The sequence below is a fragment of the Streptomyces sp. NPDC055632 genome (assembly GCF_053618675.1).
On sequence record NZ_JBSHHY010000019.1, the window covers coordinates 119060 to 143952 of the forward strand.

Below are 24893 nucleotides of genomic sequence, written 5' to 3' on the forward strand. Positions count from 1 at the left end.
TGCCCGCAGTCCCCGGCGACAACGAGGTCTCTTGTGTCCGCTCTGCCCTTCCTCGCTCCTTGGCTGGTCCTGGCCTCGGCTCTCTGGACGATGCTGCCCCTGCTGTTCCCCCGGCGACGCCGGACGGGGATCGTCGTGGCCCTCGTCCACCTTCTCGCCACTTCGGCCCTTACCCGGCCCTGGACGGAGGGCCGGTACGCGGGCGACGAAGTGTGGATGGTTCTGGTGTTCGGCCAGGGAGCCCTGGTCGCACTGGGCCGGCTCGTCTTCGAGCTGAGTCCGTTCGGCGCCCGGCGCGGTAGGGCCTCCGCCACCCCGTAGCCCGTGGCGAGCGGATTTGCGCTCGCCCTGCCGGTGCCTGCCCTCGGAGGCGGGAACCGAATCGCTCCCCGGCGAGTTACGCCGTTCATGACACAAGGGGGAAGCACGATGGGGGAAGAGCCGACGTGGGCGGAGCTCCTGCTGGGGTCCGCCATCGCCCTGGGGGTCCCCACCGCCCTCGTAGGAGCGGTGATCTTCTCGCTCGTGGGGCTGACGCTGTGGGCGACGGCGCCCGAGCGCCGATGGAGGCGTCAGGGCCTGTCCGGCGGATCAGGGCCGGACAGGCCCTAGAGGCGGGCTTCACGCCGTCGTCAGGAACTGCGTCGCCGCCAGCTCTCCGTACAGCTCGTCGCCCTCCACCAGTTCCGCGTGCGTTCCCACCGCGCGGACCCGGCCCGCTTCCATCACGACGATCCGGTCCGCGAGCGTCACCGTCGACAGCCGGTGCGCCACGACGAGGACCGTGGTCTCCCGGGCCACCTCCGCCACCACGTCCCGCAGCGCCAGTTCGTTCACCGCGTCCAACTGCGAGGTCGCCTCGTCGAGCAGCAGCAGCCGCGGCCTGCGCAGCAGCGCCCGTGCGATGGCGACCCGCTGCCGCTCTCCGCCCGACAGCTTGGAGCCGCGGTGGCCGACCACCGTCTCCAGACCCTCCGGCAGCCGTTCCACGAGCGCGTCGAGCCGGGCCCGTACGAGCACCCGGCGGACCTCCTCCTCGCCCGAGTCCGGCGCGGCGAAGGTGAGGTTCTCGCGCAGGGTGCCGGACAGGACGGGCGCGTCCTGCTCCACGTAACCGATGGAGGCCCGCAGCTCGGCCAGCGGCCACTCCCTCACGTCCCGGCCGTCCACCAGGACCCGCCCGCCGGTCGTCTCGTAGAAGCGCTCGATCAGCCCGAACAGCGTCGTCTTGCCCGCCCCCGACGGGCCCACGAAGGCCGTCATGCCCCGCCCCGGCACCTCGAAGGACACGCCCCGGTGCACGGCCGGGAGGTCGTCCCGGTACCGGAAGGAGACGTCGTCGAAGACCACGGACGCCGGCCCGCCGCCTTCCGCCGGGGCCACCGCCCCGGCACCGGTCTCCTCGACCTCCAGCGCCTCGGCCTCCAGGATCCGCGACACCGCCGCCGACCCCACCTGGAACTGTGTCGCCGCCTCCACCAGCTTGGAGATCGGCTCGATCAGGTAGAAGAGGAAGAGGAGGAAGGCGATCAGGGACGAGATCGACGTCGCCCCGGACGCGACCCGCGCGCCACCGATGCCGAGGACCGCCAGGAACGACACCTGCACGGCCAGGCCGATCGAGGAGCCCGCGAGCGACTGCCACTTGGCCGACTTCACCCCGTGCCGCCAGGCGTCGTGCGCCGCCGCGTCCACGACGGCCGTCTCCCGCGCCTCCGCGCCCGAGGCCTTGATCGTCCGGAAGGCGCCGAAGGCGCGCTCCAGGACGGTGGAGATCCGGCCGACCGCCTCCTGCGAGCGCTTGGTCGCCGCCGCGATCCGCGGCATGAGCACGGCGACGGCCCCGCCGATCAACACGATGACGCCGACCGTGACGCCCAGCAGCACGGGGTCCATGAAGCCCATGAGGACCAGCGTCGCCACGAACGAGAGGCCGCCGGTCGCCGCCGACACGACGGACTGGGTGGTGACCGCCCGCAGCAGGGTGGTGTCGGAGGTGATCCGCGACATCAGGTCGCCGGGCTGGGTCTTCTCGACCTCCGGCAGCCGCAGCCGCAGCAGCCTCCCGATCAGTGAGCGCCGGGCCGCGAGCACCACCGACTCCGCGGTCCGCTCCAGGACGTACGAGCCGAGCGCCTCGACGGCCGTGCCGAAGACGACGAGCGCCGTCAGGACCAGCAGGACCGGGACGATGGGCTCGTCGTGGCCGAGCCGGTCCACCAGGGCCTTCGCCGCGAGCGGCTGGGCGAGCCCGCTCGCGGCGCCGATCAGGGCGAGCACCGCCCCGCACGCGACGGCGGCCCGGTGCGGCCGGAAGTGGGTGTAGAGGGCCGACCAGACCTTGCGGGCGGGGGCGACGGGGGTGGCGGGGGTTTCGAGGGCGGTGGTCACACCGGTCAGGACGCGGGAACGCCGCGCTTGCCTGACCGGTGTGACCACTTGGACGCGACTGGTCGGACGCCGGGCCGGTCGAGTACGGGAAGGGCCGGAGGGGTCCGTACGCCGACCCGCACCGTCATGCCGCGCCGCTCTGTGAGGGCGTGTCAGGGGGCGTCGACGAGGATCCGGCCGTCGGCGGGTACGAGGGCGGCGACGCCGTTCGCGTAGGCGGACTGCACACGGGACCGCTCGGTCGCGTTCGGTACGGCGTTGGTGCAGGCCGTGCCGGCGCTCGAACCCGACATCAGCTGTGAGCACGGGCCGGGCTTGGTGTCCGGCAGGCCGAGGCTGTGGCCCAGCTCGTGAGCGGCGATCCGGGTCTTGTCGTAGCCCTGGCTCACGGCCTGGCTGCCGAGTTCGACGCGGACCTGACGGCCCGGACGGACGGGGCCGAGCGTGGCCTGCGGCCAGCCCGTGGTGGCGACGATCACGATCTCGGCCCGGGTGCCGGGTGCGGCTTCCACCAGTTTGACGTTGCTCACGTTCGCGTTCCACGAGGCGACCCCGGCCGCGATCGCGGCCTCCCAGCCTCCGGCGCGGCTGTCGTCATAACGAAGGGTCACCACCGCCGCCTGCGCGGCGGACGGTTCGTGAGCGGGCGCGGGCGCCGCTGTCGCGGTGCCCGCCATGGCGAGGACGAGCGCGGCGGCGGAGGTGCCCGCCTTGAGCCATGTACCGAGGGGCATTGCTGCTCCTTCATCCGTGGGGGGACCCGGCTCCGGTGGGGAGCCGGAGGCGTGAAGGGGCGACACGGGCGTCTGGTGGGGCCAGACATGACGTCGATCACCCCTCCGATCCTTGCGATGGTAAGCCTCGGAGGGGCTCTATGTAATGTACCTGTCAGGCTTGTTCTTGTGTCGCGGTTGTGCTTCTTCAGGGACGAGGGCGAGGTGGCCAGGCTGCTCGGCCTGTGACGGCCCGGGGCGTCGTCGGCGGGCTGTCGGGACCCGGTCGGCTCGTCAGCTCACGCCGCCGACGACCGCTTTGCCCTCCTCCGCCGCCTTGGCGAAGAACGGGACGAGGTCGTCGAAGTCCCTCTCCCCGGCGTCGGCGGCGGCGTTCCAGTGGGCCGCCGAGGTCCGGTCGGTCCAGTCTTCGCCGGCCAGCCCTTCGGCGACCTGTCCGACCTCGTCCGGGGTGAGGAAGTGCGCCGGGCCGTAGCCGAACTCGAACCCCTCGACGGCGCGGCAGTTCTCGCCCGTGGCCCGCGCCAGCCAGGGATACGCCGTCCGCCAGTCCGAGGTGCCCTTCTCGGCCTCCGCCCGGCCCTCGGCGACGTCCGCCAGCAGGCGGTAGTCGTGGCCGAAGGAGTCCCCGGTCGGATGGACACCGGAAACGAGGGGCTCCGGCACGTCGTCCTCGGAGAACAGGGCGCCGATCAGCTCCGGGCGCTCCCGGAGGACCGCCAGCAGCGAGGGGTCGATCTTCACGAGGTCGAGCCACATGGACATGTCGTCACGCCCTTCCCGGGGCCGTCGGTGGAGTGCGCTCCGGACTCTAACGGAGGGCGCCGACAACGGCGCCGGCCGAGGACGTACCGGTCCCGAGGGGGTCGGAAGAGGGTCGGTCGAGCGGAGAGCGCGGCGGCGAGCATGCGCCGGACGGCCGGGACGATCTCGGCCGCGTCGGGCACCGGACGGGTCGCGGCCGTCGCACCGGCGAGCCGGTCGTACCGTCGTCGCGCAGGGCGTCCGCCCCCTTCCTCCGCGGGGCGGCGGCCGGGTGGGGCGGGGTGCCGTGCGCGGCACCCCGCCCCGGCGGTCAGGACGCCTGATGGGTCCACTTCTGGTTGGCCGCGCCGGTGCAGGACCAGATCTGGGCCCGGGTGGCGTCGGCCGAGGAGTTGCCCGTCACGTCGAGGCACTTGTCGGCGGCGGTGTTCACCACGTCGTGCGTGGTCGCGTTGTACGTCCAGCGCTGGGCACCCGTCCCGTTGCACGTGTACAACTGCACCTTCGTGCCGTCCGCGACGGCGCCGCCGGTGACGTCGAGGCACTTGCCGAGCGCCCGGACCGTGCCGTCGGCGGCGAGCGTCCAGCGCTGGGCGTCGGTGCCGTTGCAGGTGTACAGCTGGACGGCGGTGCCGTCGGCGTTCGCCGCGCCGGCCACGTCCAGGCACTTCCCGGCGAGACCGGTCAGCGCACCGCCGGGCGCGCCGCCGCCGGGCGTGCCCGACCAGGTGAAGGTGGCGGTGGTGCGGGCCGGGAGGCTGTACGTGAAGGACTGGCCGCCCCAGTCGACCCGGACGGACTGCGCCGAACCGCCGCCGTTGTGCGCGATGAGCGCCTTGGATCCGTCGGGGTTGCGCCAGGCCACGTTCTGCACGGTGGCGTTGTCCGTCGAGGCGATCCGGTACGCGCCGGGCCGGACGAACTTGGTGAGGTGGCCGGTCGTGTAGTACTCGATCGTGTAGTCCACCTGGCCGGCGCGGGCGCCGCCCTCCTGCACGGTGATCAGACCGGTGCAGGTGCCGCAGCCGCCGTTGTGCGGCCCCATGTTCTGGTTCAGGGCCAGGCTCCACTTGACCAGGCTGCTGCTCCAGTTGCGGGCGTACGAGACGATGTCCTTCAGGTCCTCGTTGTGCTGGTTGCCGATCCAGGTCCCGCCCGAGTGCTCGGTGCTGAACTGGCGCACCGCCGGGTACTGGGCGTGGACCTGGCTGCCGACGGCCGGGTCGCCGCCGTAGCCGTGCCAGGCGATGCCGCCGAACAGCGGGTCGTTGCGGACGCCCGCGTCGCCGAGGATCCCGGCGCCGAAGCCGGCGTAGTCGCCGTAGTTCCAGTCGTGCACCAGGACCTTGGTGGAGATCCCGGCGGCCCGGAAGGCCGGGTAGACGTGGTTCTTGGTGAACTCGACCAGCCCGGACGGGTTCCAGCTCATGCCCGGGTAGTTCATCGCGGTCGGATTCCCGGCCTGGCAGCAGTTGGGCTCGTTCTGCACCGACAGGTAGTCGACCGGGACGCCGGCGGCCTGGTAGCTCTGGACGTACTTGACCAGGTACTGGGCGTAGGTGGGGTAGTGCTCCCACTTCAGCCAGCCCATCTGGTCCATCCGGCCGTTGTCCTTCATCCAGCCGGGCGCGCTCCACGGCACGCCCTTCACCCGCAGCGCCGGGTTGAGCTGCTTGGCCTGGACGGTGAGCAGCCGGACGCCGGCGTCGTAGCCGTTGGAGCCGAAGTCGCCGAGGTCGCAGCAGGTGTCGTCGAGGGAGACGTTCCCGGGCCGGGAGAGGTCGGAGGCGCCGATGGGGTTGCGGACGAAGGAGAGCCCGATGCCCTCGGTCGGCGAGAACAGCTTGCGCATGACCGCGTCGCGGGTGGCGGCGCTGACGGCGCCGCCGCGCAGGAGGTGGGCGGTGGTGTCGGTGATGGACGCGCCGCCGCCCTCGAACTGCTGGTAGGCGGTGGACTCGTCGACGGTGATGGTGTGGTTCGCGCCGCCGCCGGACGGGCCGAAGGAGAGCGGTGCCTGCGGGGCGAGACCCCGGGTGACGGTGCGGCCGCCGGAGTCGGAGGTGGTGGTCAGCCAGACGTCCACCCTCTCCCCGGCGGCCCGGGCGGTGCCGGGCGAGGTGAGGACCAGTCCGGTCGCCACCAGGGCGCCGGTCAGGAGGGCGGCGAGCGAGCGGGGGCGGGAACGCGCCCGCCGGCCTGCGGCCACCCGCAAAGTATTGAGGTGCACCTGACAATCCTCTCTGAGGAGGCGTGCCGCGCTGCCGTACGGGACCGGTCGGCCCGGGCCCGTACGTGTCCCACAGAGCGGCAAGCCTTTTATCAAGCTGTGAACTTATGGACGGGGGATGCGCCCGTCAACCCCCGTCGCGTACGACTCCCGAAGAGGACGAGCCCCGACGGGTCCTGACCGTGGTTCTCGGAAGTGGGCGCGTTCAGGAGGTGACGGAACGACCCGGTGGGGTCCGGCGACTCAAGGGCGGGGCACGCAGGGGGTGCAGCAGGCCGGTGCGGGTTCGACGCAGACGGCGACGGAGTCGGTGTTGTTCGCCGGGTCGGGGTCCTTCTCGGCGGCGGTGACGACGGCGGTGTTGGTGGCGCGTACGGGCCTGGTGGCCTTCGCCCGCAGGGTGAGGACGGCACGGGCGCCGACGGGCATCTCGCCGACCGACCACGTCCCGGTCTCCGGAGCGTAGGTTCCGGGGTCGGTATCGGCGGACAGGAACACGAGCCCGCCCGGGAGCCGGTCCGTGACCGTGACCCCGGTCGCCGGGCTGGGACCGGCGTTGTGGACGCCCAAGCGGTAGACCACCGTCTGCCCGACGGTGACGGTGGTCGCGTCGGCCGCTTTCGTCACGGTCAGGTCGGCGGCCGGCCGGACCTCGGTCACGGCCTCGTCGGACGTGGACGTCAACGGCTCCGGTGTCGGCCCGAGCCGGTTCTCGTACGCGGCGGCGGCGGTGTTGGTGACGCGGGTCCCCGCCGTCTCCAGGCCGAGCCTGACCCGGTACTCGACGGTGGTGCCGCCCGGCAGGGCGGCGGTGCTGGGCAGACTGCCGCCCTGCGACGCCGAGGCGCCGGTGCCGAGCCGGAAGACGACCGTGCCGGTCCCGGCGTCGTACACGGCCTGGTCGTCACCCGCCCGGTCGGTCTTCACGCCCGCGTTCGGACCGTCGACGATCCGCAGCGAACCGGGCACGTACGTCGTCCCGGCGGGCAGGACGTCGGTGAGGGTGAGCTGCTCGGCGTCCCCGCCGCCCTCGTTCCTGGCGGTGATCCGGTACGTGACGACGTCGCCGACGTCCAACGGCCCCTCCGGCACGGCGGTCTTGGTGAGCACGACGTGCGGGGCGGTGCCGAAGAACACCCCGTCCAGGAAGTTGCCGATCCCCCGGTTGCCGCCGGCGGCCGAGACGGACCTGAAGGCGAAACGGGTGGTGGTCTGCCCCGCCGGGACGGTGTAGGTGCCGGTGTAGTAGCCCCACGCCGTGTTGCCGTCGGTGAAGGTGCGCTGCTCGACCGTGCCGCCCGGAGCGCCGATGTCCAGGGCCATGGTGTCCTGCCCCTGCCGGCCGCGGTGGTAGAGCCGCCAGTACAGCTTGGTGCCGGGCGTGGTGGGCAGGTCCTGGTAGAGGGTGGAGACCTGGTTGGCGTTGAGTTCGGCGAACTGCTCGCCCTCGGCCGAGGGGACCCCGTTGAAGCCGGAGTGCCACAACTCGATCATGTGGTCGGTCGCGGTGGTGAGCCAGCCCGGAACGTACCGGGAGGCCTGGGTCTGGGAGGCGTCCGGCAGGAAGGCCATGTCGGTGACGGACGGCCGCTCGAAGCTTCCGTTGACGAGGGCGACCCGGAGCGGGACGGGAGGAGGTGTGCTCATGGTGGCGTCTCCGATCGGTCGGCTGTGCGCTGTGGGCTCCGCCCCCCGGACGCCGGACCGCGGGCGTACCGGGAAGGGGCGGTGCCGGAACGCTCGGTAGCTCACCGCTCCCGGAGCGTCACGTACAGCCGTGACCGTGGGGTCTCGGCCACCTCGACTCGGCGGGTTTGCCCGTGACTCCACCGCGGATCGCGGCCTTTCCGGCCGCGGCCGGGCGTTCCCGGGCGCCCCGTCGGTCACCCCTGGCGCGCTGCTCGCGTACGCATCGACCGTGTTGACCGGATGGCACCGACGCATGGCGCTCGTGCGCCACGTGGAGAGGTGAACCGAATGCTTCGAAGTTGACGAACGCCCGTTCTTGTCAGGTGTTGGAGACCCAGATCGCGAGATTGAGGGCCGAGGCGAAGGCCACCCACGACGCGTAGGGGACGAGCAGGAGCGCGGCGGCTCGGCGGTGGTGGGCGAAGAGGACGATCGTGGCCACGACGGCCGCGAGGAGGAGGCAGATCTCCAGGAAGGCAAGGCCGTACTCGCCCGCGGCGAAGAAGAGCGGGGTCCAGGCGAGGTTGAGGAGCAGTTGGGCCCACCACCAGGCCATGGCGGTGCGCGTGGAGCCGCGAGGATCTCGGAGCACCAGCCACGCGGCGACGGCGATGGTGCCGTACAGCACGGTCCACACCGGGCCGAAGAGCCATCCGGGCGGGGCCCAAGCGGGCCTGCCCAGTGCGGCGTAGGTGTCGCCCGCGTCCGCGGAGGCCAGCCCGCCGAGCGCGGCGACGGCGTAGCAGACGGCCAGGAGGCCCAGAAGGGCGGGCCACCGCGCACCCGGTCGTCGGCCTGTCTCCGAAAGCTCCGCGTCCCGCACGACATGCTCCGTTCCCTCGTTGGTGCCGACACTGTTCTCATGCCCGCCGAAACGGCTGTGATGTGAACGCGGAGCCCCCTGCTGCCCGAGGATCCCTCTCCGCGATCCGGCCCGTGGGGCAGCCCCCGGCGAACCGGTACTGCCCGACCGGCGCGTGACCATCCTGATTCGGGTCTCCCGGCTCTACGGAACCGCCCTGGACATCCCCTCCGAGGACTGAGCCCGACGGAGCGTCAATTCCCTTCCGTCAGGTCCCGGTCGAGGACTCCCGTGAGCCGTGCGCCCGCGCGGTCGGTCCCCCGGCGTCCGCGCTTCGCGTCCGCCGAGGCCTTCTCCAGCCGCAGTCGCGCCGTACGCCCGCGCAGTGTCAGCGTCATCAGCTGGTTGCCGAACCACGGTCCATCGGTGTGCTCCCATCGGACCGTGGGCCTCGTGACCCGTCCGTGGCGGGCGAGGAGGTGCCCGATCCCCCTGGCGAACCGGCTCCAGCCGAAACGGAACCCGACCCTTATGGGCGTGGGCACCGAATTGTGCAGCGGCGAACAGGTGAACTGGAAGACGCGGGAGTCCGGCTGCCGCCCGGCGGTCCAGACGGGCTCCGCCACGTACCCGTGGTGCACGTCCCCGGAGAGCACGCACACCGTCGCCGGAGCGGCGTCGCCCCTTCCCACCTCCGCGACCGTCTCCGTCAACCTTTCGAACGACGAGGTGAACGCCGCCCAGTGCTCCAGGTCGGCCCGTCGGCGCAGCCACTCGCCGAAGCGCGCCCAGCGCGGCCCGCGCTCACCGCGGCAGAGCGCCGCGTGCCAGCTCTCCGCGAAGTGGACCATCGGGGGCAGCAGCCACGGGAGCGAGGTCCCGATCAGCAGGTGGTCGACACCGCCGGGGTCCTCGAACGCCTGCGTCCGCAGCCAGGTCGCCTCCTCCGCGTCCAGCATCGCCCGGTGCTGCTCCTCAAGGACCCGCGCGGCCCGGGTGTCGACCATCAGCAACCGGGTGCGGCCGAAGTCCCTGCGGTAGCTCCAGCGCACCGACGCCGGGTCGGCGTCGGCGCGTTCGGCGAACGCGCGCAGCACCTCCGTTCCGTCGTCGGCCGCAAGCACCGCCGCGTACAGCTTGTCCTCGGCGAGCTCGGCGGGGGAGAGGTTCCCCAGGTGCTGGTAGACCCAGTACGACATCAGGCCGCCGGTGATCCGCTCGTGCCACCAGGGCGTCGCCCGCATGTCGGCCACCCAGGCGGCACTGGTGTTCCAGTCGTCGATGACGTCGTGGTCGTCGAAGATCATGCAGGTCGGCACCGTCGAGAGCAGCCAGCGCAGCTCGGGGTCGCCCCAGGACTCGTCATAGAGGTGGGTGTACTCCTCGTAGTCGGCGACCTGGTCCGGCGGGGCGGCCGAGCCCGTGCCGGCGGCCCGCCGGTGCCGGGCGATCCAGTCGCGCGTACCGGCGGACGTCTCGTCCGCGTACACCTGGTCGCCCAGCAGGAGGAGGACGTCCGGACGCTCGGCCTCCGGGTCGGCCGCGAGCCGGGCGGAGAGGGTGTCGAGGACGTCGGGACCCACCGGGTCGGGCTCGTCCACGGCGGGCGCCGCCCACCGGCACGAACCGAAGGCCACCACCGCGCCGGTCGCCGGGACCGGTGGCGTGCGGATGGTGCTGGGCGGCAGGGGCGAGTCCGCGAGAGGCCACACCCGCTCGCCGTCGAGCAGCACCTCGTACGCGGTGGTCGAACCGGGGGCGAGCCCGGTCACGACCACCAGCGCGTAGTGGTGGCCGGCGACGCGGAACGTCGGGGCCGAACCCCCGGCGCCGTCCGGACACCGGACCTCCGCCGTGCACTCCCGGTCGGTCTCGACCCACACCGTCGCGCTCGTGCCCGACTCCCAGTCCACGTGACGCAGGAGCGGCCCCAGTCTCAGACCGGCCATCACGAGTTCCCTCCCGGCCCTTCGTCCTGTACGAAACGGCCGCTCCGTACAGTACGGAACGGCGGCGGAAACGGCACTGTTTCCCGCGCGGGTGCGGCATCTCATGCCAGGGCGTTCACCACCGTCGCGAAGACCCGCGGGAGACGCTCGGCCGCGGGGACGACGAGCGGTGCGAGCACCCGCTGCTGTCGCACCCGTACCAGGAGTTCGGTCAGGAACCGGTGGCGCCGGGTCGCGTGGTTCCAGTCGCTCTCGTAGCGGTCCGGTGTGCCCCGGCGCACGTTCTCGACCAGGGCGCCGGCCCCGGCGAGGGCCAGGGAGACGCCCTCGCCGGTCAGCGCGTCGACGTATCCCGCGGCGTCGCCCACGAGCAGGACCCGCCCGTGGAGCCGGGACCGTGCCTCCTGGCGCAGTGGTCCCGCACCCCGCACCGCGGTGACGGCCCTTTCCACGGGAAGGCGGGCGGCCAGTTCGGGAAAGCGTTCCAACTGGACGTCGAAGGGCGCCCGCCGGTCCGTCAGCAGGGCGACACCGACGAGCCGGGGCCCGAGCGGGGTGACGTAGGCCTCGCCGTGTCGTCCGCAGTGCACCTCGACGTACGGGGACCACGGGGACGTGGAGTAATGGCGCCGCAATCCGTATCTGGGCCTCCGACGCGAGTCGACGCGGAGGCCGAGGGAGCGGCGCACCGGCGAGTGCAGGCCGTCCGCGGCGACCAGCCACTTGGCGCGCAGACCGGTGCCGGGCAGGACCACACCGGCGGCGTCCTGCCGTACTTCTCCGACGCGCAGGGGCAGCACGGGAACACCGGCCGCGAGGACGGCCCGGTGGAGGGTGCCGTGCAGGTCGGTGCGCCGTGCGCCGAGACCGGGACCGCGACGGAACGCGGCCTGCGCCCGGTGGGACCCCTGCACGTAACGGATGCCCGTGATCGGGTGCCCCGGGACCTCCAGGCCGAGCGAGGCGAGGGCCCGGACGGCACCGGGCATCAGGCCCTCGCCGCAGGCCTTGTCGATCGGCGCGCCGCGGGGCTCGGCCACGACGGTGTCGAAACCGGCGCGCACGGCGTGCAGAGCCGTGGCCAGGCCGGCAGGACCGCCTCCGACGATGATCAGGTCGTGCTCACGGCTCACGCGGGCACCGCACGGGCGAGGGCCGCGTTCTCGCAGCGGAGGCGCACCGCCAGCAGCACCGCGTTGGCGGTGCTGAACGTCACCGCGCTCAGCCAGGCGGAGTGCACCAGTGGCAGGGCGGCGACTTCCACCGCGACGGCGATGTAGTTGGGATGGCGCAGGAGGCGGTAAGGACCGGCACCGATCGGAAGCGTTCCGGGAACGACGATGACGCGCGTGTTCCAGTGGGGCCCGAGCGTGGCGACGCACCACCAGCGCAACGCCTGGGACAGGAGGACCAGGGACAGCATCGACCAGCCCAGAACCGGTACGAACGGCCTTCGGGCCAGCACGGGTTCGAGGAGGCAGCAGACCAGCATCGCCGTGTGCAGGACGACCATGACCGGGTAGTGGCCACGGCCGTACTCGACGCCGGCGCGGGAGAGGGCCCAGGCCGTGTTGCGCCTGGCCACCACCAGCTCGACGCCGCGTTCGACGGCCACGGCCAGGACGAGGAGCACATACCAGAACACGGAATCCCCTCACCAACGCAACAGGACGAACTCGGAACAGAAGCCCGGCCCCATCGCCATCAGCAGACCCCAGGTGCCCGGCTCGGGACGCCGGGGCCCGCTGTGGCTCTGCAGGACGTGCAGCACGGAGGCCGAGGACATGTTTCCCACGGCCGCGAGCGACCGCCGCGTGGCGTCGAGGGCGTCTTCGGGCAGACCGAGGGCTTCGGTCACGGCGGACAGCACCTTGGGACCACCCGGATGGCACACCCAGGTCCGGATGTCGTCGGTGGTGAGGCCGTGGTCGGCCAGGAAGGCCCGCAGGGGCCGCCCGAGGTGGTCCCGCACGACGCGGGGGATGCCCGCGTCGATGACGACGCGGAACCCATCGGCGCCGATGTCCCAGCCCATGAGGTGCTCGGTCGCGGGATAGAGATGGCTGCGCGTGGCGATCACCACCGGTCCGTCTCCGCCCCTTTCCGCGACGGCGCGGCCGCGTGCGACGAGCGCCGCCGCACCGTCGCCGAACAGGGCACCGGCGACGAGGTTGGCGCGGGAGTCGTCACGCCGCTGGAGCGTCAGCGAGCACAGTTCGACGGTGAGCAGCACGGCGGTGTCGTCGGGGTGGCCGCACAGGTAGTCGTGCAGCCGGGCGAGACCGGCGGCGCCGGCCACGCACCCCAGACCGAACACCGGAAGTCGTCTGACGTCCGGCCGCATCCCCAGGCGGCCGGCCAGGCGGGCGTCGAGGGAAGGGGTGGCCAGGCCGGTGACGGAGTTGCACACCAGCAGGTCGACGTCGGACGGTTCGAGCCCCGCCTGCCGCAGTGCGCCGGCGACGGCTTGCTCCCCCAGGTCGAGCGCGGCCGTGATCCAGGCGTCGTTGGACCGCCCGAAGTCCCCGAGTCCGGCGTACCGCTCGATCGGCAGGGCCAGGTGACGCGCACGCACACCGGTGGACACGTGCAGGCGGCGCAGCAGGGAGCGGTCGGCTCCCGGAGCCAGGCACAGGTCGCCGATGTGCTCGGTCAGGTCGTCCTGGGCGTAGCGGTGGGACGGCAGGGCGGTGTGGACGGCGGCGACGGTGGTCGCCGCGGCAGGTCGGCGCGGTGCCGCGGAGGGGAGGGCGGCGTCGTCGGTGATCACGGAGACACGCATGGCGGTAATGCCTACCTCTTTCCGGACATGTGACTACCTTGCGCATGTGTCTTTGCACCCGTCCGGGGTTTCTCCGCGTACGCCCCTCCGCGTCCCGGCGCTGCTGCGCTCCTGCCATCCGGAGCCGACGCTCGCGGTGACGGCGTTCGTCACCGTGCTGGCCGTGGCGGGAGGCCGGGGCACGGCCGGAGCGGCACTGGTGGCCGGGGCGGTGCTGGCCGGCCAGCTTTCGGTCGGATGGTGCAACGACGCGGTCGACGCACGGCGCGACACGGTCTGCGGACGCCGCGACAAGCCGGTGGCCACCGGCGAACTCCTCCCCGGGACCGTGGCCGTCGCGGCCGGCGCCGCCCTGGGGCTGTGCGTGCTGCTGTCCCTGTCGAGCGGCCTGGCCGCGGGAGCGGTCCATCTGGGGGGCGTCGCCGCGGGGTGGGCCTACAACCTGGGGGTCAAACGCACGGTTCTCTCGCCGCTGCCGTATGCCGTGGGGTTCGGTTCGCTGCCCGCCTTCGTCACCCTCGGTCCGCCGTCGGGGTCCTGGCCCGCCTGGTGGGCCGTGACGGCCGGGGCGCTGCTGGGGGTGGGAGCGCACGTCGTCAACGTCCTGCCGGACATCGAGGACGATCTGGCGACCGGTGTGTCCGGGCTGCCGCAACGGCTCGGCCGTACGGCATGCCGGTCGTCGGCACCGTTCGTGATGCTGGCGGCCGTCGCCGTGGTCGTCGGAGGGCCGCCCGGACCGATGGGCGCCTCGGGCTGGACAGTGGTGGCGGCGGCCGGGCTCGTCACGGTCGTGAGCACGGCGGCGCCGTCGGCGGCCGGGAGCCGATGGCCCTTCCGGGCGGCGATCGTGGTGGCGGGCATGGTCGTGGCTCAGCTTCTCCTGAGGGGCTCCGACCTGGTCTGAGGCCGGTGGGGGCCCGGCTCGGCCCCGGTGGCGGGCCGGGGCGGCGGAGTGGGCCGCGGGGCAGGTGCACGGGCGGCGGCCCGTCAACCTCGCCGGCCCAGGACCTTCACTCCGATCACGAACGCCGCCAGGCCCGCGGTCGCCGTCAGGGCGCCGCCGACGACGCGGTGGTCGTGCCGGCGCCAGCCGTCGTCGACCGCGCACGGCGCGGGATCGGGGGTGAACACGGTGCCGTCGTGCGGGGGGACCGGGGCCCCTCGCACGGCGAACGCACGCACCACGGGTCCGATGAGGCGGTCGTACAGGCCGGGCACGAGCCGGTGTGCCCAGACGCCGACACGCTGGGTCCGTCCGACGACGATCTCCCGCCGGGGCCGGTCGATGGCGCGCACCACGGCGGTCACCACTCGCTCCGGGGAGGTGACGGGCGGCAGCGGCCGGATCCGACGGCCGACGTAGTTCGCGGCGTGACGGTAGATCGGCGTGTCGACCGCACCCGGCAGCACGGTGCACACGGCGATGCCGGGTGTGTCGCGAACCTCCTGGCGCAGCACCTCGGAGAAACCGAGCAGGCCCCACTTCGAGGTGACGTACGGTGCGACGTAGGGCGACGAGAGCCGCCCGTACAGAGAGCCGATGGTGATGAGCACGCCGTGGCCCTGGGACCTGAACTGCGGAAGCACCGCCCGGGCCGCGTGAACCTGCCCGAACAGCGTGGTGTCCACGATCTGCCGGAACACGGCGCCGGGGGTGTCCTCGAACCGGCCGTAGCTCCACACGGCCGCGGCGTTCACCCAGGCGTCGACGCGCCCGAACGCGTCCACAGCGCTTCGGACCAGGGCCTGGACGGCCGCCTCGTCGCTGACGTCCGTCGGGACGACCAGCGTCCGTCCCCCTCGCCGTTCGCACTCCCGGGCGACCGCGGCGAGGGTCCGTTCGGTACGGGCCGCCAGCACGAGATCGGCTCCGCGAGCGGCGAGGGCCTGCGCCACCCCTCGGCCGATGCCGCTGGAGGCCCCGGTGACGACCACCACCGGCCGGGCCGGCCGGTTCACCGCGTCCGTTCGGTTCGACGGGACACGGAGGCGGACCGTGAGCCCTCGACCGGCCTGTACGGAGTGGAGGGCGCCACGAGGGACAGGACGTTCGGTCCGGTCGGGCGCTCCGCCTGACTGATCATTTTCTGTCCTGCCTGTACGGGTGGGACGGCCGGGATGCCGACCGGAGTCAGTGCGGCAGGTGACAGCTGACGCCGGGAGGCATGTGCCGGGTGAGTGACGCGGCGCGGCCCCACATGCCCGAGACCTGCTCCGCGGGACGCTGCTGCTCGCCGTGCAGGGCGTTGAGCACCACCAGACATCCGGTGAGTGCCGGGACCGCCCACTGAACCCAGGCCAGCTGCCGACGGGCCTTGTCGAGGTCGACGGGGTGTTCGGCCGACCTCTCGGCATCCTGCGGGTCGCCGGAGGAGGCCAGCTCGACCTTCTTGCCCAGCACGCGGGCGTAGGCGGTGGCGGCCAGGGCGGCTCCGGTGACGGCCGTCTTGGCCGCGGTGGAGGCGGCCACACCCTGCTGGGTGGCGACGCGGTGGGCGTTCACGGCCAACAGCCCCCCGCTGCCGAACAGGTGCAGGGCGATGGCGGCCGCGTTGACCGGTGTCCACTTCGCCCAGCCGGCGGAAGCGATCCGGTCCGTGGCCACCTCGGTGCCGCCCTCGTCCCTGGCAGCGCCGTTCAGACCGACCGCGCCCATGAGAGAGCCGCCGAACCAGGCGGCCAGGCCCACATCGTGCAAGCCGCGGATGAAGGTGTGGCGTTCGGACATGAGAATGCTCCTTCTGGGGATCGGGCCGGTATCCGGCACGGACACCGGCCACCACCCCACCCTCGCCCGACCCGGTGGGCACCGCCATCGCGGTGAGCCGGACGGGTGTGGGGCACACAGCACCCGCTCCGGGTCCTCGGCGCCGCTACCCCACGATCGACGCTCTGTCGGTTTCTCCATTTCCAGGGCGAAATTCTGGTAACTCCTCGCAAAAAAATGTGAAGGATTTTTGAGCAGCCCGTGAGATTTTGGTCGCCGATTCGCTCTCCGGTCGGGGAAGGACGAGCTCCGGTGCCGGTCCGACACGCCGGCGCACACACGCTGACCAGCGTGTACATGATCTTCTTGGTCGTGAAAGCGGCCCCGGTCGGAGGATCAGCAGGCGATGTATGGTCGGGCCCGTTCGTCCGCCGGGGAGAAAGTCCTCCGCCGTGCGTGACGTGCGCAACCGGTTGCGCGGGCGGGATGCGGACAGGAAGGAATGTCGAGGACAGGCAGGAACGGAGCGCACGCGGATATCACGAGCGAAGAGCGGTCCACGACATTCGAGGCGAGGCAGACCGATGGAATTTCCGACGCACCCGTCGGTCGGAGACGACAGGTCCGGCATCGAGGCCGGGAACGGAGGCTGGTTCGGGGCCGGTCCGAGAGGGGCGGCCGAGGTTCGGCATCCGACAGGGCCGACAGCCCGGGAGGCCGGCTACGGAAGCACGTCCCCGGTGAACGGGCCCACGGAACGGACCGTACCCGGGGACGGGGACACGTCCGACGCCGCGCTGCTGCGTCGCACCATGGCCGAGATCGAACCCATGGCCGACGAGGTGACCTCGTACTTCTACGCCCTTCTCTTCCTGCGTCATCCGGGCCTGAGGCCGCTCTTCCCCGTGGCGATGGACACCCAGCGCGATCGTCTGTTCAAGGCTCTGCTCACCGCCGCCACCCATGCCGACGACACCGCCACCCTGACCGCGTACCTCGCCCGGCTCGGCCGTGGTCACAGGAAGTACGGCACCCGCTCCGAGCACTATCCAGCCGTGGGCGAGGCGCTGATCGGCGCCCTCACCCGTTACGCCGGGCCCAGTTGGGGCCCACGGGCCGAAGCGGCGTGGGTCGCGGCGTACACCAGGATCTCCCAGATCATGATCGACGCGGCGACCGAGGACGCATCGCGTTCGCCGGCCTGGTGGCAGGCGGAGGTGGTCGGTCACGAGGTGCGCACCCGGAGCGTCGCGGTCGTCACGGTCCGCCCCGACCAGCCGTATCCCTTCCGGGCCGGGCAGTACGCCGCTCTGGAGACCCCCTGGTGGCCGCGTGTCTGGCGGCACTACTCGTTCGCCTCGGCCCCCCGCTCCGACGGACTGCTCTCCTTCCACGTCAAGGCCGTACCGGCGGGCTGGGTCTCCAACGCGCTCGTCCACCGGGCCCGCCCGGGTGACGTCATCCGCCTCGGTCCCCCCACCGGCTCCATGACGGTGGACCACACCACCGACAGCGGGCTGCTCTGTCTCGGCGGCGGCACCGGCATAGCGCCGATCAAGGCCCTGGTGGAGGACGTGGCCCGGAGCGGCCGGCGTCGCACCGTCGACGTGTTCTACGGCGCCCGCCGAAACGGCGACCTGTACGACATCGACACCATGCTGGGGCTTCAGCGGTCACACCCCTGGCTCTCGGTCCGACCGGTCGTGGACGAGGAACCTGCCGACCCGCTGTCCGGCGGCATACCGCAGGCCGTGCGCGAGTCCGGCCCCTGGCACACCTGCGACGCCTACCTTTCGGGCCCGCCCGGCATGATCCGCCGCAGCGTCGACTCCCTGATGGGCATGGGCGTCCCCGCCCACCGCATACGGCACGACTCCATCGAGGAACTGATCGGGGCGACGGCGTGAGCACCTCCGAACGGGAGACGGAGCGGCGACGGGACACCTCCGCGCACGTCCGCCGCCCGGGCAGTGACGGCGAACACCTGGTCCAGCGACGACTGGGCACCGAGGGACGCGCCGACCGCTTCTACGCCGACCAGGTGCTCGACCGGTTGAACCCGCGCATGCGGGAGTTCCTCTCCCGGCAGGAGATGTTCTTCCTGGCCACCGCGGACCGGCACGGCGAGTGCGACAACACCTTCCGCGCCGGTCCGCCCGGATTCCTCCACGTCCTGGACGAGTCGACGCTCGCCTATCCGGAGTACCGGGGCAACGGCGTTCACGCCAGCCTCGGCAACATCGAGGAGAACCCGCACGTCGGCGTCCTCGCGGTCGACTTCCTCCGTGACCGCATCGGACTGCACGTCAACGGCCGGGCCAGGATCGTGGACGATCCCGAGCTGCGCCGGGCCCGGCCCGAGCTCGCGATCGACCCGGTGCCCGGCCGCCGGGCCCTGGTGTGGGTGCAGATCACCGTGGAGGAGGCGTACATCCACTGCGCCAAGCACATTCCGCACCTGCAGAAGGCCCCTCGGGACGGATCCGGCCGTTCCTGGGGCACGGACGACTTCAGGCGCAAGGGCGGCGACTTCTTCGGAGCGGCCGCCGAAGCGCCGCAGCGGAGCACGTTCCGGCCGTCACCTCGTGGGGACGCGACGGCTTGGCGGGCGGAGGCGGAGAAGCTGCTGGCGAGAGCCGAACGGCCCGAAGCCGAAGCCGGTGCCGACACGAACGCCGACGGCGAAACCGTCGAAGGACCGCGGGTGTTCAGCGGCTGGTTCAGCAGAGGTGCGCCGGTCGGCTGACAGGGTCACCCGCCCGCTCGCCGGAATCTCCGCTCCCGCGACACGCCGCACTCGACGAGGTCTTCCGGCGCGCCGCAGCGCGCTCCGCGAGCCGCAGTGCAGGGGCGAGTCCCGCGACCCGCACGTGCGGGCGTCCGTACGGTTCGGGGGCGGGGTTCCGTTGCCTCGACGGCCGGCGTGGACCTCTGCCGGGGTCTTTCCGGTCGTCGGCCCCGGCGGCGAGTGCCGCCCGGACGGTGCCGGGCGGCACTCACTTTTCCGGCTTCGGCGCCGTCGCGGCGGCCTACCCGGTGAGGCGGGGGATCCGCAGGGGGTTGTCGTCGCGCAGCTCGGGGGGCAGCAGAGCGTCGGGGAAGGACTGGTAGCAGACCGGGCGCAGCCAGCGTTCGACGGCGAGCGTGCCGACGCTCGTCGTCGCGGGCGAGCTGGTCGCCGGCCACGGCCCTCCGTGCACCATCGCGTGGCTGACCTCCACACCGGTGGGCCAGCCTCCCCACAGGAGACGGCCCGCGCGCTCCTCCAGTACGGGCAGCAGCGCCGAAGCGGTGCGCAGATCCGCGTCCGTGCCGTGCACCGTGGCCGTCAGCTGCCCCTCCATGTCCTCAAGCAGACGCAGGAGTTCCTCCGTCCCGGACCAGCGCACGACGAGCCCGGCCGCGCCGAAGACCTCGCCCCCGAGCACGTCGGGTGCGGCGGCGTAGGTGTCCGCGTCGCACGCGAGGACCACCGGGGCGGGCGCGTAAGGACCCTCCCCGGCCGTTCCCCGGGCCACCTCCCGTACCCCCGTGACGGACTCCCACCTCCGTACTCCCTCGGTGCAGGCGCGGGTGATGTCCGGGGTGAGCATGGTCTGCCCTTCCGTGCTCCGCAGCTTCCGGGCGACCGCCGAGAGGAACGCGTCGCCGGCCGGACCGGCCGGCAGCAGCAGGAGGCCGGGGTTCGTGCAGAACTGACCGGCGCCGTTGGTCAGCGACGCCACGTACGCGTCGGCCGGGGGCCCGGGTTCGGCGAGGGCGCCGTCGAGCATGATCACCGGGTTGACCGCGGACATCTCGGCGTGCACCGGGATGGGGACCGGGCGGGAGCGGCCGGCGGCGATCAGCGCCAGTCCGCCCGTCCGTGAACCGGTGAAGCCCACCGCGGCGATCCGCGGATCGCCCACCAGCGCGAGACCGACGTCGTACGCCCTCCCCACCAGCAGGGAGAAGACGCCGGCCGGCATGCCCGTGCGCGCGGCGGCGGCGGTGACGGCGCGGGCCACCGCCTCGCCGGTTCCCGGGTGCGACGGATGCGCCTTGACCACGACGGGGCAGCCGGCGGCCAGTGCGGAGGCCGTGTCCCCGCCGGCGACGGAGAACGCCAGCGGGAAGTTGCCCGCGCCGAACACGGCCACCGGGCCGACGGGAACGCGGCGCAGCCGTACGTCCCTGCCCGAGGGGAGGGAGTCGATCCGGGCGTCGAGCGCGGTCCCGCTCCTGACCAGCTCGGCGAAGAGGCGCAACTGCCCGCAGGTGCGCTCCCGTTCGCCGGTCAGCCGGGACGGCGGGAGTCCGGTCTCGCGGGCCGCGAGTTCCACGAGCGGGTCGCCGAGCGCCTCGATCTCCTCCGCGCAGGCGTCGAGGAAGACCGCCCTGCACTCGGGCGGCAGGGCGCGGAACGCCCGCGCGTCCGCCGCCGCGAGCCGGGCCGCCTCGGCGACCTGCTCCGCCGACGCGTCCCGGAACGCGGGTCCGAACGGTTCGCCGGAAGCGGCGGTGACGGCGTGCCAGGCGGCCCCCGTACCGGGGGCGTCGCGGCCGGCGAGGATCGAATGTCCGGTGATCTCAAGGGGATCGGTGCGGTGCGAGGGCCCGGCCGGGTCCGGGGCCAGGGACGAGACCGGGACCGGGGTCGGGATCAGGGCCGGGGTCGGGTCCGGGTCCGGGTCCGGGATCAGGGTCGGGTCCTGGTGGTCGTTCGATGTCGGGTGTCCGGGCGGGTTCACTGCGATGCGTCTCCCTGTGCGTGCCGGACGGCACGCCGTCGTCGGGTCTCCGGGCGGAAGGTCACCGGCCCGGTGGCGTTGCCCTCGGACACGGTTCGGCAACGGGCCGCTCTCCTCCTTGGCTGTGCAATTTCACATTACTATGTTACGTGCCGCAGCGCGGAGGTGAAGACCGGAACGCTCTCCATGTCCCTTCAGGACTAACGCAGTTGCCCAGCGACTCACCCCACCTCACTCCACCTCACCCCGCTCCGCCCTCCCCTTCCGGCCTGCTCCACGCCCGCCGCCGTCCCGCCCGCGCCCTCGCGACCGCGCCCCGCCTGGTCGTCGCCGACGCGCCCGTCTCCGCGCAGGACGTGTCGGTCCAGGCCCAGGTCGTCAACCTGATGGAGCGTCTGCGCCGTGAGCTGGGGCTCGCGTTCCTTTTCATCGCCCACGACCTGTCGGTGGTGAGACGGGTCTGCGACCGGGTGGCCGTCATGTACCTGGGGCGCGTCGTCGAGATCGGCGACAAGCGCGAGGTGTACGACCGGCCGGCGCACCCGTACACCCGGGCCCTGCTGTCGGCGGTCCCCCTGCGCGATCCGGCCGCGGAGCGGCGCAGGGAAGGGATCCTCCTGCTCGGCGACCCGCCGAGCCCCGCCTCGCTCCCGAGCGGCTGCGGATTCCATCCGCGCTGCCCCAAGGCGCGGGCGGTCTGCCGCACCGAGCGGCCGGTCCCGGACGTCGTGGGCGCCGTTGGACGCAGGGCCGCCCCTCACTTCCCCGAGGTGGGCTGAGGGGCCGCCCTTCCGGCGACATTCGGATACCACCCCGGGTGGGCCGCTCCCCGACGGGGCGGCCCACCCGGGGCGCCCGCGTTTCCCCCGTGGTCGAGCGTCCCGGTCGCCGGATCAACAAGCCTGATTCGCAGGGGGGTTGTAACGAATTGGCCCACACGCCTTCCGTGTGACGTGTGAACTGTGCAATTTTACATGGCACAGGTTGTGGGCATGCCAACTCCGGTCGCCGAACCGCACCGCGCCCGTCGCCCGGCACGAGATCCCCCGGTCCACGACCTGTTCGTCCCCCTCGGTCACGCGACCGCGTGCCCCGATCCCCCACGGGAGGAACACCACGTGAGAACCACACTCGTCCGCCGAGGCGTGGGCGCCGTACTGCCCCTGGCCCTCGCCGGAGTCCTGGGCGCCGGGCTGCTCGCACAGCCCGCCCAGGCCCTGCCGGCCGCCCCCACGGCGCCGAACGCGTCGCAGCCGTCGCACCGCCCCGGCGCATCGGCCGACCCCGCGCCCCAGGCGCGGCTGTCCTCCGGCCGGGACGCCGGACACACGTCCAAGGGCCGGCTGCCGGCGTCCCAGCTCCCCCCGCTGAGCGCCGACAAGTCACCGCTCCGGCAGGCGTACGACCACCACGACACCGCACCGGAGCCCACCGCGTCCGCGAGGACGTCCGCACGGGCCGGCACCGCCGCCGCAGCGGCGTGCGACCCGGCCGACTTCACCGGCCGCACCGGGAGCGAACTGGTCCGGCAGATCAAGGCGTCCACCACCGAGTGCGTCAACACGCTGTTCAACCTGACCGGCGACAACGCCCGACTGGCGTTCCGCGAGTCCCAGATGACGACCGTCGCCCAAGCGCTCCGCGACGCCTCCGCGAACTACCCGGGCGACGCGAGCACCGGAACCCCGCGGCTCGTGCTCTACCTGCGCGCCGGCTACTACGTGCAGTGGTACCACCCGGACACCGTCGGCGACTACGGCAGCACCCTGAAGACCGCGATCCGCTCCGGCCTCGACGCCTTCTTCGCGAGCCCCCGCTCCCGCGACGTCACCGACGCCAACGGCGAGACGCTGGCCGAGGCCGTCACCCTGATCGACAGCGCCCAGGAGAACGCCCGGTACATCCACGTCGTCGAGCGGCTCCTCACGGACTACGACTCCACCTGGAACGCGTCCTGGTACATGCTCAACGCGGTCAACAACGTGTACACGGTGACCTTCCGCGGCCACCAGGTGCCCGAGTTCGTCAGCGCGGTCCAGTCGGACCCGGGCCTCGTCGACACGCTGTACCGCTTCGCCGCCGACCACCTGTCCCTGCTGGGCACCGACCGGGCATACCTGACCTCCAACGCCGGCCGCGAACTGGCCCGGTTCACCCAGTACACCGGCCTGCGGAGCAAGGTCCGGCCGCTGGCCGCCGGCCTGCTCGGACAGAGCTCCATCACGGGACGCACCGCGCCCCTGTGGGTCGGCGTCGCGGAGATGGTCGACCACTACGACCGGGCGAACTGCGCCTCCTACGGCACCTGCGACCTCCAGGAACGCCTCAAGAGCGCGGTCCTCCCGGTCCGCCACACCTGCAGCCCGAGCCTGCGCATCCTCGCCCAGCAGATGACCCCCGCCGAGCTGAGCACAAGCTGCACCAGCCTCCTGAAGCAGGACGAGTACTTCCACCGGGTCGCACGGGACAACGGCCCGGTCGCCGACGACGACAACACCACCCTCGAAGTCGTCGCCTACGACTCCAGCACCGACTACCAGACCTACGCCGGCGCGATGTACGGCATCGACACCGACAACGGCGGCATGTACCTGGAGGGCGACCCCGCCGCCGCCGGCAACCAGCCCCGGTTCATCGCCTACGAGGCCGAGTGGCTGCGCCCGGAGTTCCAGATCTGGAACCTCAACCACGAGTACACCCACTACCTCGACGGCCGCTTCACCATGTACGGCGACTTCACCGCCAACATGACCACCCCCACCGTCTGGTGGGTGGAGGGCTTCGCCGAGTACGTCTCGTACTCCTACCGGAACCTGCCCTACACGGCGGCGATGACCGAGGCGGGCCTCGGCACGTACTCCCTGAGCACGCTCTTCTCCACGGATTACGGCCACGGCACCACACGGGTCTACCGCTGGGGCTACCTCGCCGTGCGGTACATGCTGGAGAAGCACCCCCAGGACATGGACACGGTGCTCGGCCACTACCGCGCCGGCCGGTGGAGCGCCGCCCGGACCCATCTGACCTCCACCATAGGCACCCGCTACGACGGAGACTTCCGCACCTGGCTCGCGGGCTGCGCGGCCGGTGACTGCGGCGGCGGCACGGCGCCCGGCAACAAGCCCCCCACCGCCGACTTCACCACGGCGGTCCAGGGCCTGACGGCCGCCTTCACCGACCGCTCCTCCGACGCCGACGGCACCGTCGTCTCCCGCGCCTGGGACTTCGGCGACGGCACCACGTCCACCCAGACCGACCCCGGCAGGACGTACACCGCCGCGGGCACCTACACCGTCCGCCTCACCGTGACCGACGACAAGGGCGCCACGGCCACCACCACCCGGTCGGTCACCGTCACCGGCACGCCCGCCGCCGCCGAGTGCACCGGCGCGGACGTCCGCACCCTGGGCAAGAACTGCCGGCGCAGCAACCTCTCCGCCACCACCGGCAACTACGCCTACCTCTACCTGGACATCCCGGCCGGAACCACCCGGCTGAAGATCACCGTCAACGGCGGCACCGGCAACGCCGACCTCTACTACAGCGACTACAACTGGGCCACCACGTCCTCGTACGTCAGCCGCGCCACCGGCCCCGGCAACGACCACACCCTGACGATCACCAACCCGCGCGCGGGCCACCACTTCATCAGCCTCCACGCCGCCGCGGGCTTCACCGGAGCCGCCGTCACGACCGCCTACTGATCCCGGACCGCACTCCACCGTCCCGGGGCCGGCACCATCGGCCCCGGGGCACGGGCGCGTCCCTCAGTGCGGCTGTGTCCGGCTGATCATGCGGTGTGCGAGGACGAGATGGCGGTGCCCGGGCTCCAGAACGCGTTGCGCGTCCTCGACGATCCGATCCAGCTCCTGCCGCGCCCGGCCGTGATGCCCCGCGTTCACCAGTCCCTGAGCGCGTTGCGGACGCCGTGTTCCTCGCAGGTTGGTGACGCACCGGAATCAGGGGCCTGGGGAGCCGGGAAAACGGGTCCCCGCGCGGTCTCCACAGGCCTGTGGCCGTCCTCCGACGGCGGTTCGCACCCCTCTGGCCGATCCTCGCCGAGCAGGTGCCCACCAGCCCGTTCACGCCCACGAAGAGCAGGCTCTGACCT

At 72.5% G+C, this 24893-nt stretch carries 19 protein-coding genes and 1 pseudogene; 7 read left to right on the plus strand and 13 right to left on the minus strand.

The genetic code is table 11. The features are described from left to right. The first annotated feature begins 33 nt into the window (after positions 1 to 33). Positions 34 to 321, plus strand: coding sequence for a hypothetical protein (locus ACWGSR_RS23750; RefSeq protein ID WP_453568769.1), 288 nt, complete (start codon positions 34 to 36; stop codon positions 319 to 321). A 108-nt stretch (positions 322 to 429) separates the two neighbouring features. Then, a complete protein-coding gene (locus ACWGSR_RS23755; RefSeq protein ID WP_376232733.1) occupies positions 430 to 612 on the plus strand; it encodes a hypothetical protein in 183 nt (60 codons plus the stop codon). Between the two features lie 9 nt (positions 613 to 621). Here ACWGSR_RS23755 and ACWGSR_RS23760 read toward each other — a convergent pair whose 3' ends face one another. From ACWGSR_RS23760 to ACWGSR_RS23805, 10 genes are all read right to left on the minus strand, one after another. Next, on the minus strand, positions 622 to 2391 hold the full coding sequence (locus ACWGSR_RS23760; RefSeq protein ID WP_453568771.1) for an ABC transporter ATP-binding protein: 1770 nt from the start codon (positions 2389 to 2391) through the stop codon (positions 622 to 624). Between the two features lie 152 nt (positions 2392 to 2543). Then, positions 2544 to 3125 carry a snapalysin family zinc-dependent metalloprotease gene (locus tag ACWGSR_RS23765; protein ID WP_376232730.1) on the minus strand — a complete coding sequence of 194 codons (582 nt, stop codon included), beginning with the start codon at positions 3123 to 3125 and terminating at the stop codon, positions 2544 to 2546. A gap of 273 nt (positions 3126 to 3398) precedes the next feature. Continuing rightward, a complete protein-coding gene (locus tag ACWGSR_RS23770; RefSeq protein WP_453568774.1) occupies positions 3399 to 3890 on the minus strand; it encodes a hypothetical protein in 492 nt (163 codons plus the stop codon). A 310-nt stretch (positions 3891 to 4200) separates the two neighbouring features. Then, positions 4201 to 6099: a ricin-type beta-trefoil lectin domain protein gene (locus ACWGSR_RS23775; protein WP_453568776.1), complete on the minus strand. Its 1899-nt coding sequence runs from the start codon at positions 6097 to 6099 to the stop codon at positions 4201 to 4203. 264 nt (positions 6100 to 6363) lie between these two features. Next, positions 6364 to 7767 (minus strand): hypothetical protein, encoded by a 1404-nt coding sequence (locus ACWGSR_RS23780; RefSeq protein WP_453568778.1) that lies wholly within the window; start codon positions 7765 to 7767, stop codon positions 6364 to 6366. A 361-nt stretch (positions 7768 to 8128) separates the two neighbouring features. After that, positions 8129 to 8632, minus strand: coding sequence for a TspO/MBR family protein (locus ACWGSR_RS23785; RefSeq protein WP_453568780.1), 504 nt, complete (start codon positions 8630 to 8632; stop codon positions 8129 to 8131). Positions 8633 to 8865: 233 nt separating this feature from the next. Further along, positions 8866 to 10560 carry an alkaline phosphatase D family protein gene (locus ACWGSR_RS23790; RefSeq protein ID WP_453568782.1) on the minus strand — a complete coding sequence of 565 codons (1695 nt, stop codon included), beginning with the start codon at positions 10558 to 10560 and terminating at the stop codon, positions 8866 to 8868. Between the two features lie 101 nt (positions 10561 to 10661). Next, the gene (locus ACWGSR_RS23795) at positions 10662 to 11693 is read right to left on the minus strand and encodes an NAD(P)/FAD-dependent oxidoreductase (protein ID WP_453568784.1); all 1032 of its coding nucleotides are present in this window, start codon (positions 11691 to 11693) and stop codon (positions 10662 to 10664) included. Further along, complete coding sequence (locus ACWGSR_RS23800) at positions 11690 to 12205, minus strand: isoprenylcysteine carboxyl methyltransferase family protein (protein ID WP_453568786.1); 516 nt, start codon at positions 12203 to 12205, stop codon at positions 11690 to 11692. Before ACWGSR_RS23800 ends, ACWGSR_RS23795 begins: the two co-directional genes overlap by 4 nt. Positions 12206 to 12214: 9 nt before the next feature. Then, positions 12215 to 13342, minus strand: coding sequence for a type III polyketide synthase (locus ACWGSR_RS23805; protein ID WP_453568788.1), 1128 nt, complete (start codon positions 13340 to 13342; stop codon positions 12215 to 12217). A gap of 46 nt (positions 13343 to 13388) precedes the next feature. Here ACWGSR_RS23805 and ACWGSR_RS23810 point away from each other — a divergent pair, with 46 nt between their 5' ends. After that, positions 13389 to 14249, plus strand: coding sequence for a UbiA family prenyltransferase (locus ACWGSR_RS23810; RefSeq protein WP_453568790.1), 861 nt, complete (start codon positions 13389 to 13391; stop codon positions 14247 to 14249). A gap of 83 nt (positions 14250 to 14332) precedes the next feature. Here the strand turns inward: ACWGSR_RS23810 and ACWGSR_RS23815 are convergent, their stop codons facing one another. Both ACWGSR_RS23815 and ACWGSR_RS23820 read right to left on the minus strand, forming a co-directional pair. Further along, a complete protein-coding gene (locus tag ACWGSR_RS23815) occupies positions 14333 to 15304 on the minus strand; it encodes an SDR family NAD(P)-dependent oxidoreductase (protein ID WP_453568792.1) in 972 nt (323 codons plus the stop codon). Between the two features lie 172 nt (positions 15305 to 15476). After that, entirely contained in the window at positions 15477 to 16073 is a 597-nt protein-coding gene (locus ACWGSR_RS23820) for a hypothetical protein (protein ID WP_376243232.1), read from the minus strand. Between the two features lie 389 nt (positions 16074 to 16462). Here ACWGSR_RS23820 and ACWGSR_RS23825 point away from each other — a divergent pair, with 389 nt between their 5' ends. Both ACWGSR_RS23825 and ACWGSR_RS23830 read left to right on the plus strand, forming a co-directional pair. Then, positions 16463 to 17959, plus strand: a complete 1497-nt coding sequence (locus tag ACWGSR_RS23825; RefSeq protein ID WP_453568794.1) for a globin domain-containing protein — start codon at positions 16463 to 16465, stop codon at positions 17957 to 17959. A gap of 77 nt (positions 17960 to 18036) precedes the next feature. Next, positions 18037 to 18798, plus strand: a complete 762-nt coding sequence (locus ACWGSR_RS23830; protein ID WP_453568812.1) for a pyridoxamine 5'-phosphate oxidase family protein — start codon at positions 18037 to 18039, stop codon at positions 18796 to 18798. Positions 18799 to 19081: 283 nt separating this feature from the next. On the opposite strand, the gene ACWGSR_RS23835 is transcribed toward ACWGSR_RS23830, so the two are convergent. Further along, positions 19082 to 20782, minus strand: a complete 1701-nt coding sequence (locus tag ACWGSR_RS23835) for an aldehyde dehydrogenase (NADP(+)) (RefSeq protein WP_453568796.1) — start codon at positions 20780 to 20782, stop codon at positions 19082 to 19084. Between the two features lie 293 nt (positions 20783 to 21075). Between ACWGSR_RS23835 and ACWGSR_RS23840 the strand changes: the two are divergent. Beyond that, a pseudogene (locus ACWGSR_RS23840) lies at positions 21076 to 21561 on the plus strand (oligopeptide/dipeptide ABC transporter ATP-binding protein); the annotation flags it as partial. 366 nt (positions 21562 to 21927) lie between these two features. Beyond that, positions 21928 to 24486: a collagenase gene (locus ACWGSR_RS23845; protein WP_453568814.1), complete on the plus strand. Its 2559-nt coding sequence runs from the start codon at positions 21928 to 21930 to the stop codon at positions 24484 to 24486. Positions 24487 to 24893: the final 407 nt, after the last annotated feature.

Coding starts and splice junctions, on each gene's coding strand:
- ACWGSR_RS23755 (WP_376232733.1), top strand. CDS start 430: ATGGGGGAAGAGCCGACGTGGGCGGAGCTCCTGCTGGGGTCCGCCATC.
- ACWGSR_RS23765 (WP_376232730.1), bottom strand. CDS start 3,125: ATGCCCCTCGGTACATGGCTCAAGGCGGGCACCTCCGCCGCCGCGCTC.
- ACWGSR_RS23770 (WP_453568774.1), bottom strand. CDS start 3,890: ATGTCCATGTGGCTCGACCTCGTGAAGATCGACCCCTCGCTGCTGGCG.
- ACWGSR_RS23780 (WP_453568778.1), bottom strand. CDS start 7,767: ATGAGCACACCTCCTCCCGTCCCGCTCCGGGTCGCCCTCGTCAACGGA.
- ACWGSR_RS23790 (WP_453568782.1), bottom strand. CDS start 10,560: ATGGCCGGTCTGAGACTGGGGCCGCTCCTGCGTCACGTGGACTGGGAG.
- ACWGSR_RS23805 (WP_453568788.1), bottom strand. CDS start 13,342: ATGCGTGTCTCCGTGATCACCGACGACGCCGCCCTCCCCTCCGCGGCA.
- ACWGSR_RS23820 (WP_376243232.1), bottom strand. CDS start 16,073: ATGTCCGAACGCCACACCTTCATCCGCGGCTTGCACGATGTGGGCCTG.
- ACWGSR_RS23825 (WP_453568794.1), top strand. CDS start 16,463: ATGGTCGGGCCCGTTCGTCCGCCGGGGAGAAAGTCCTCCGCCGTGCGT.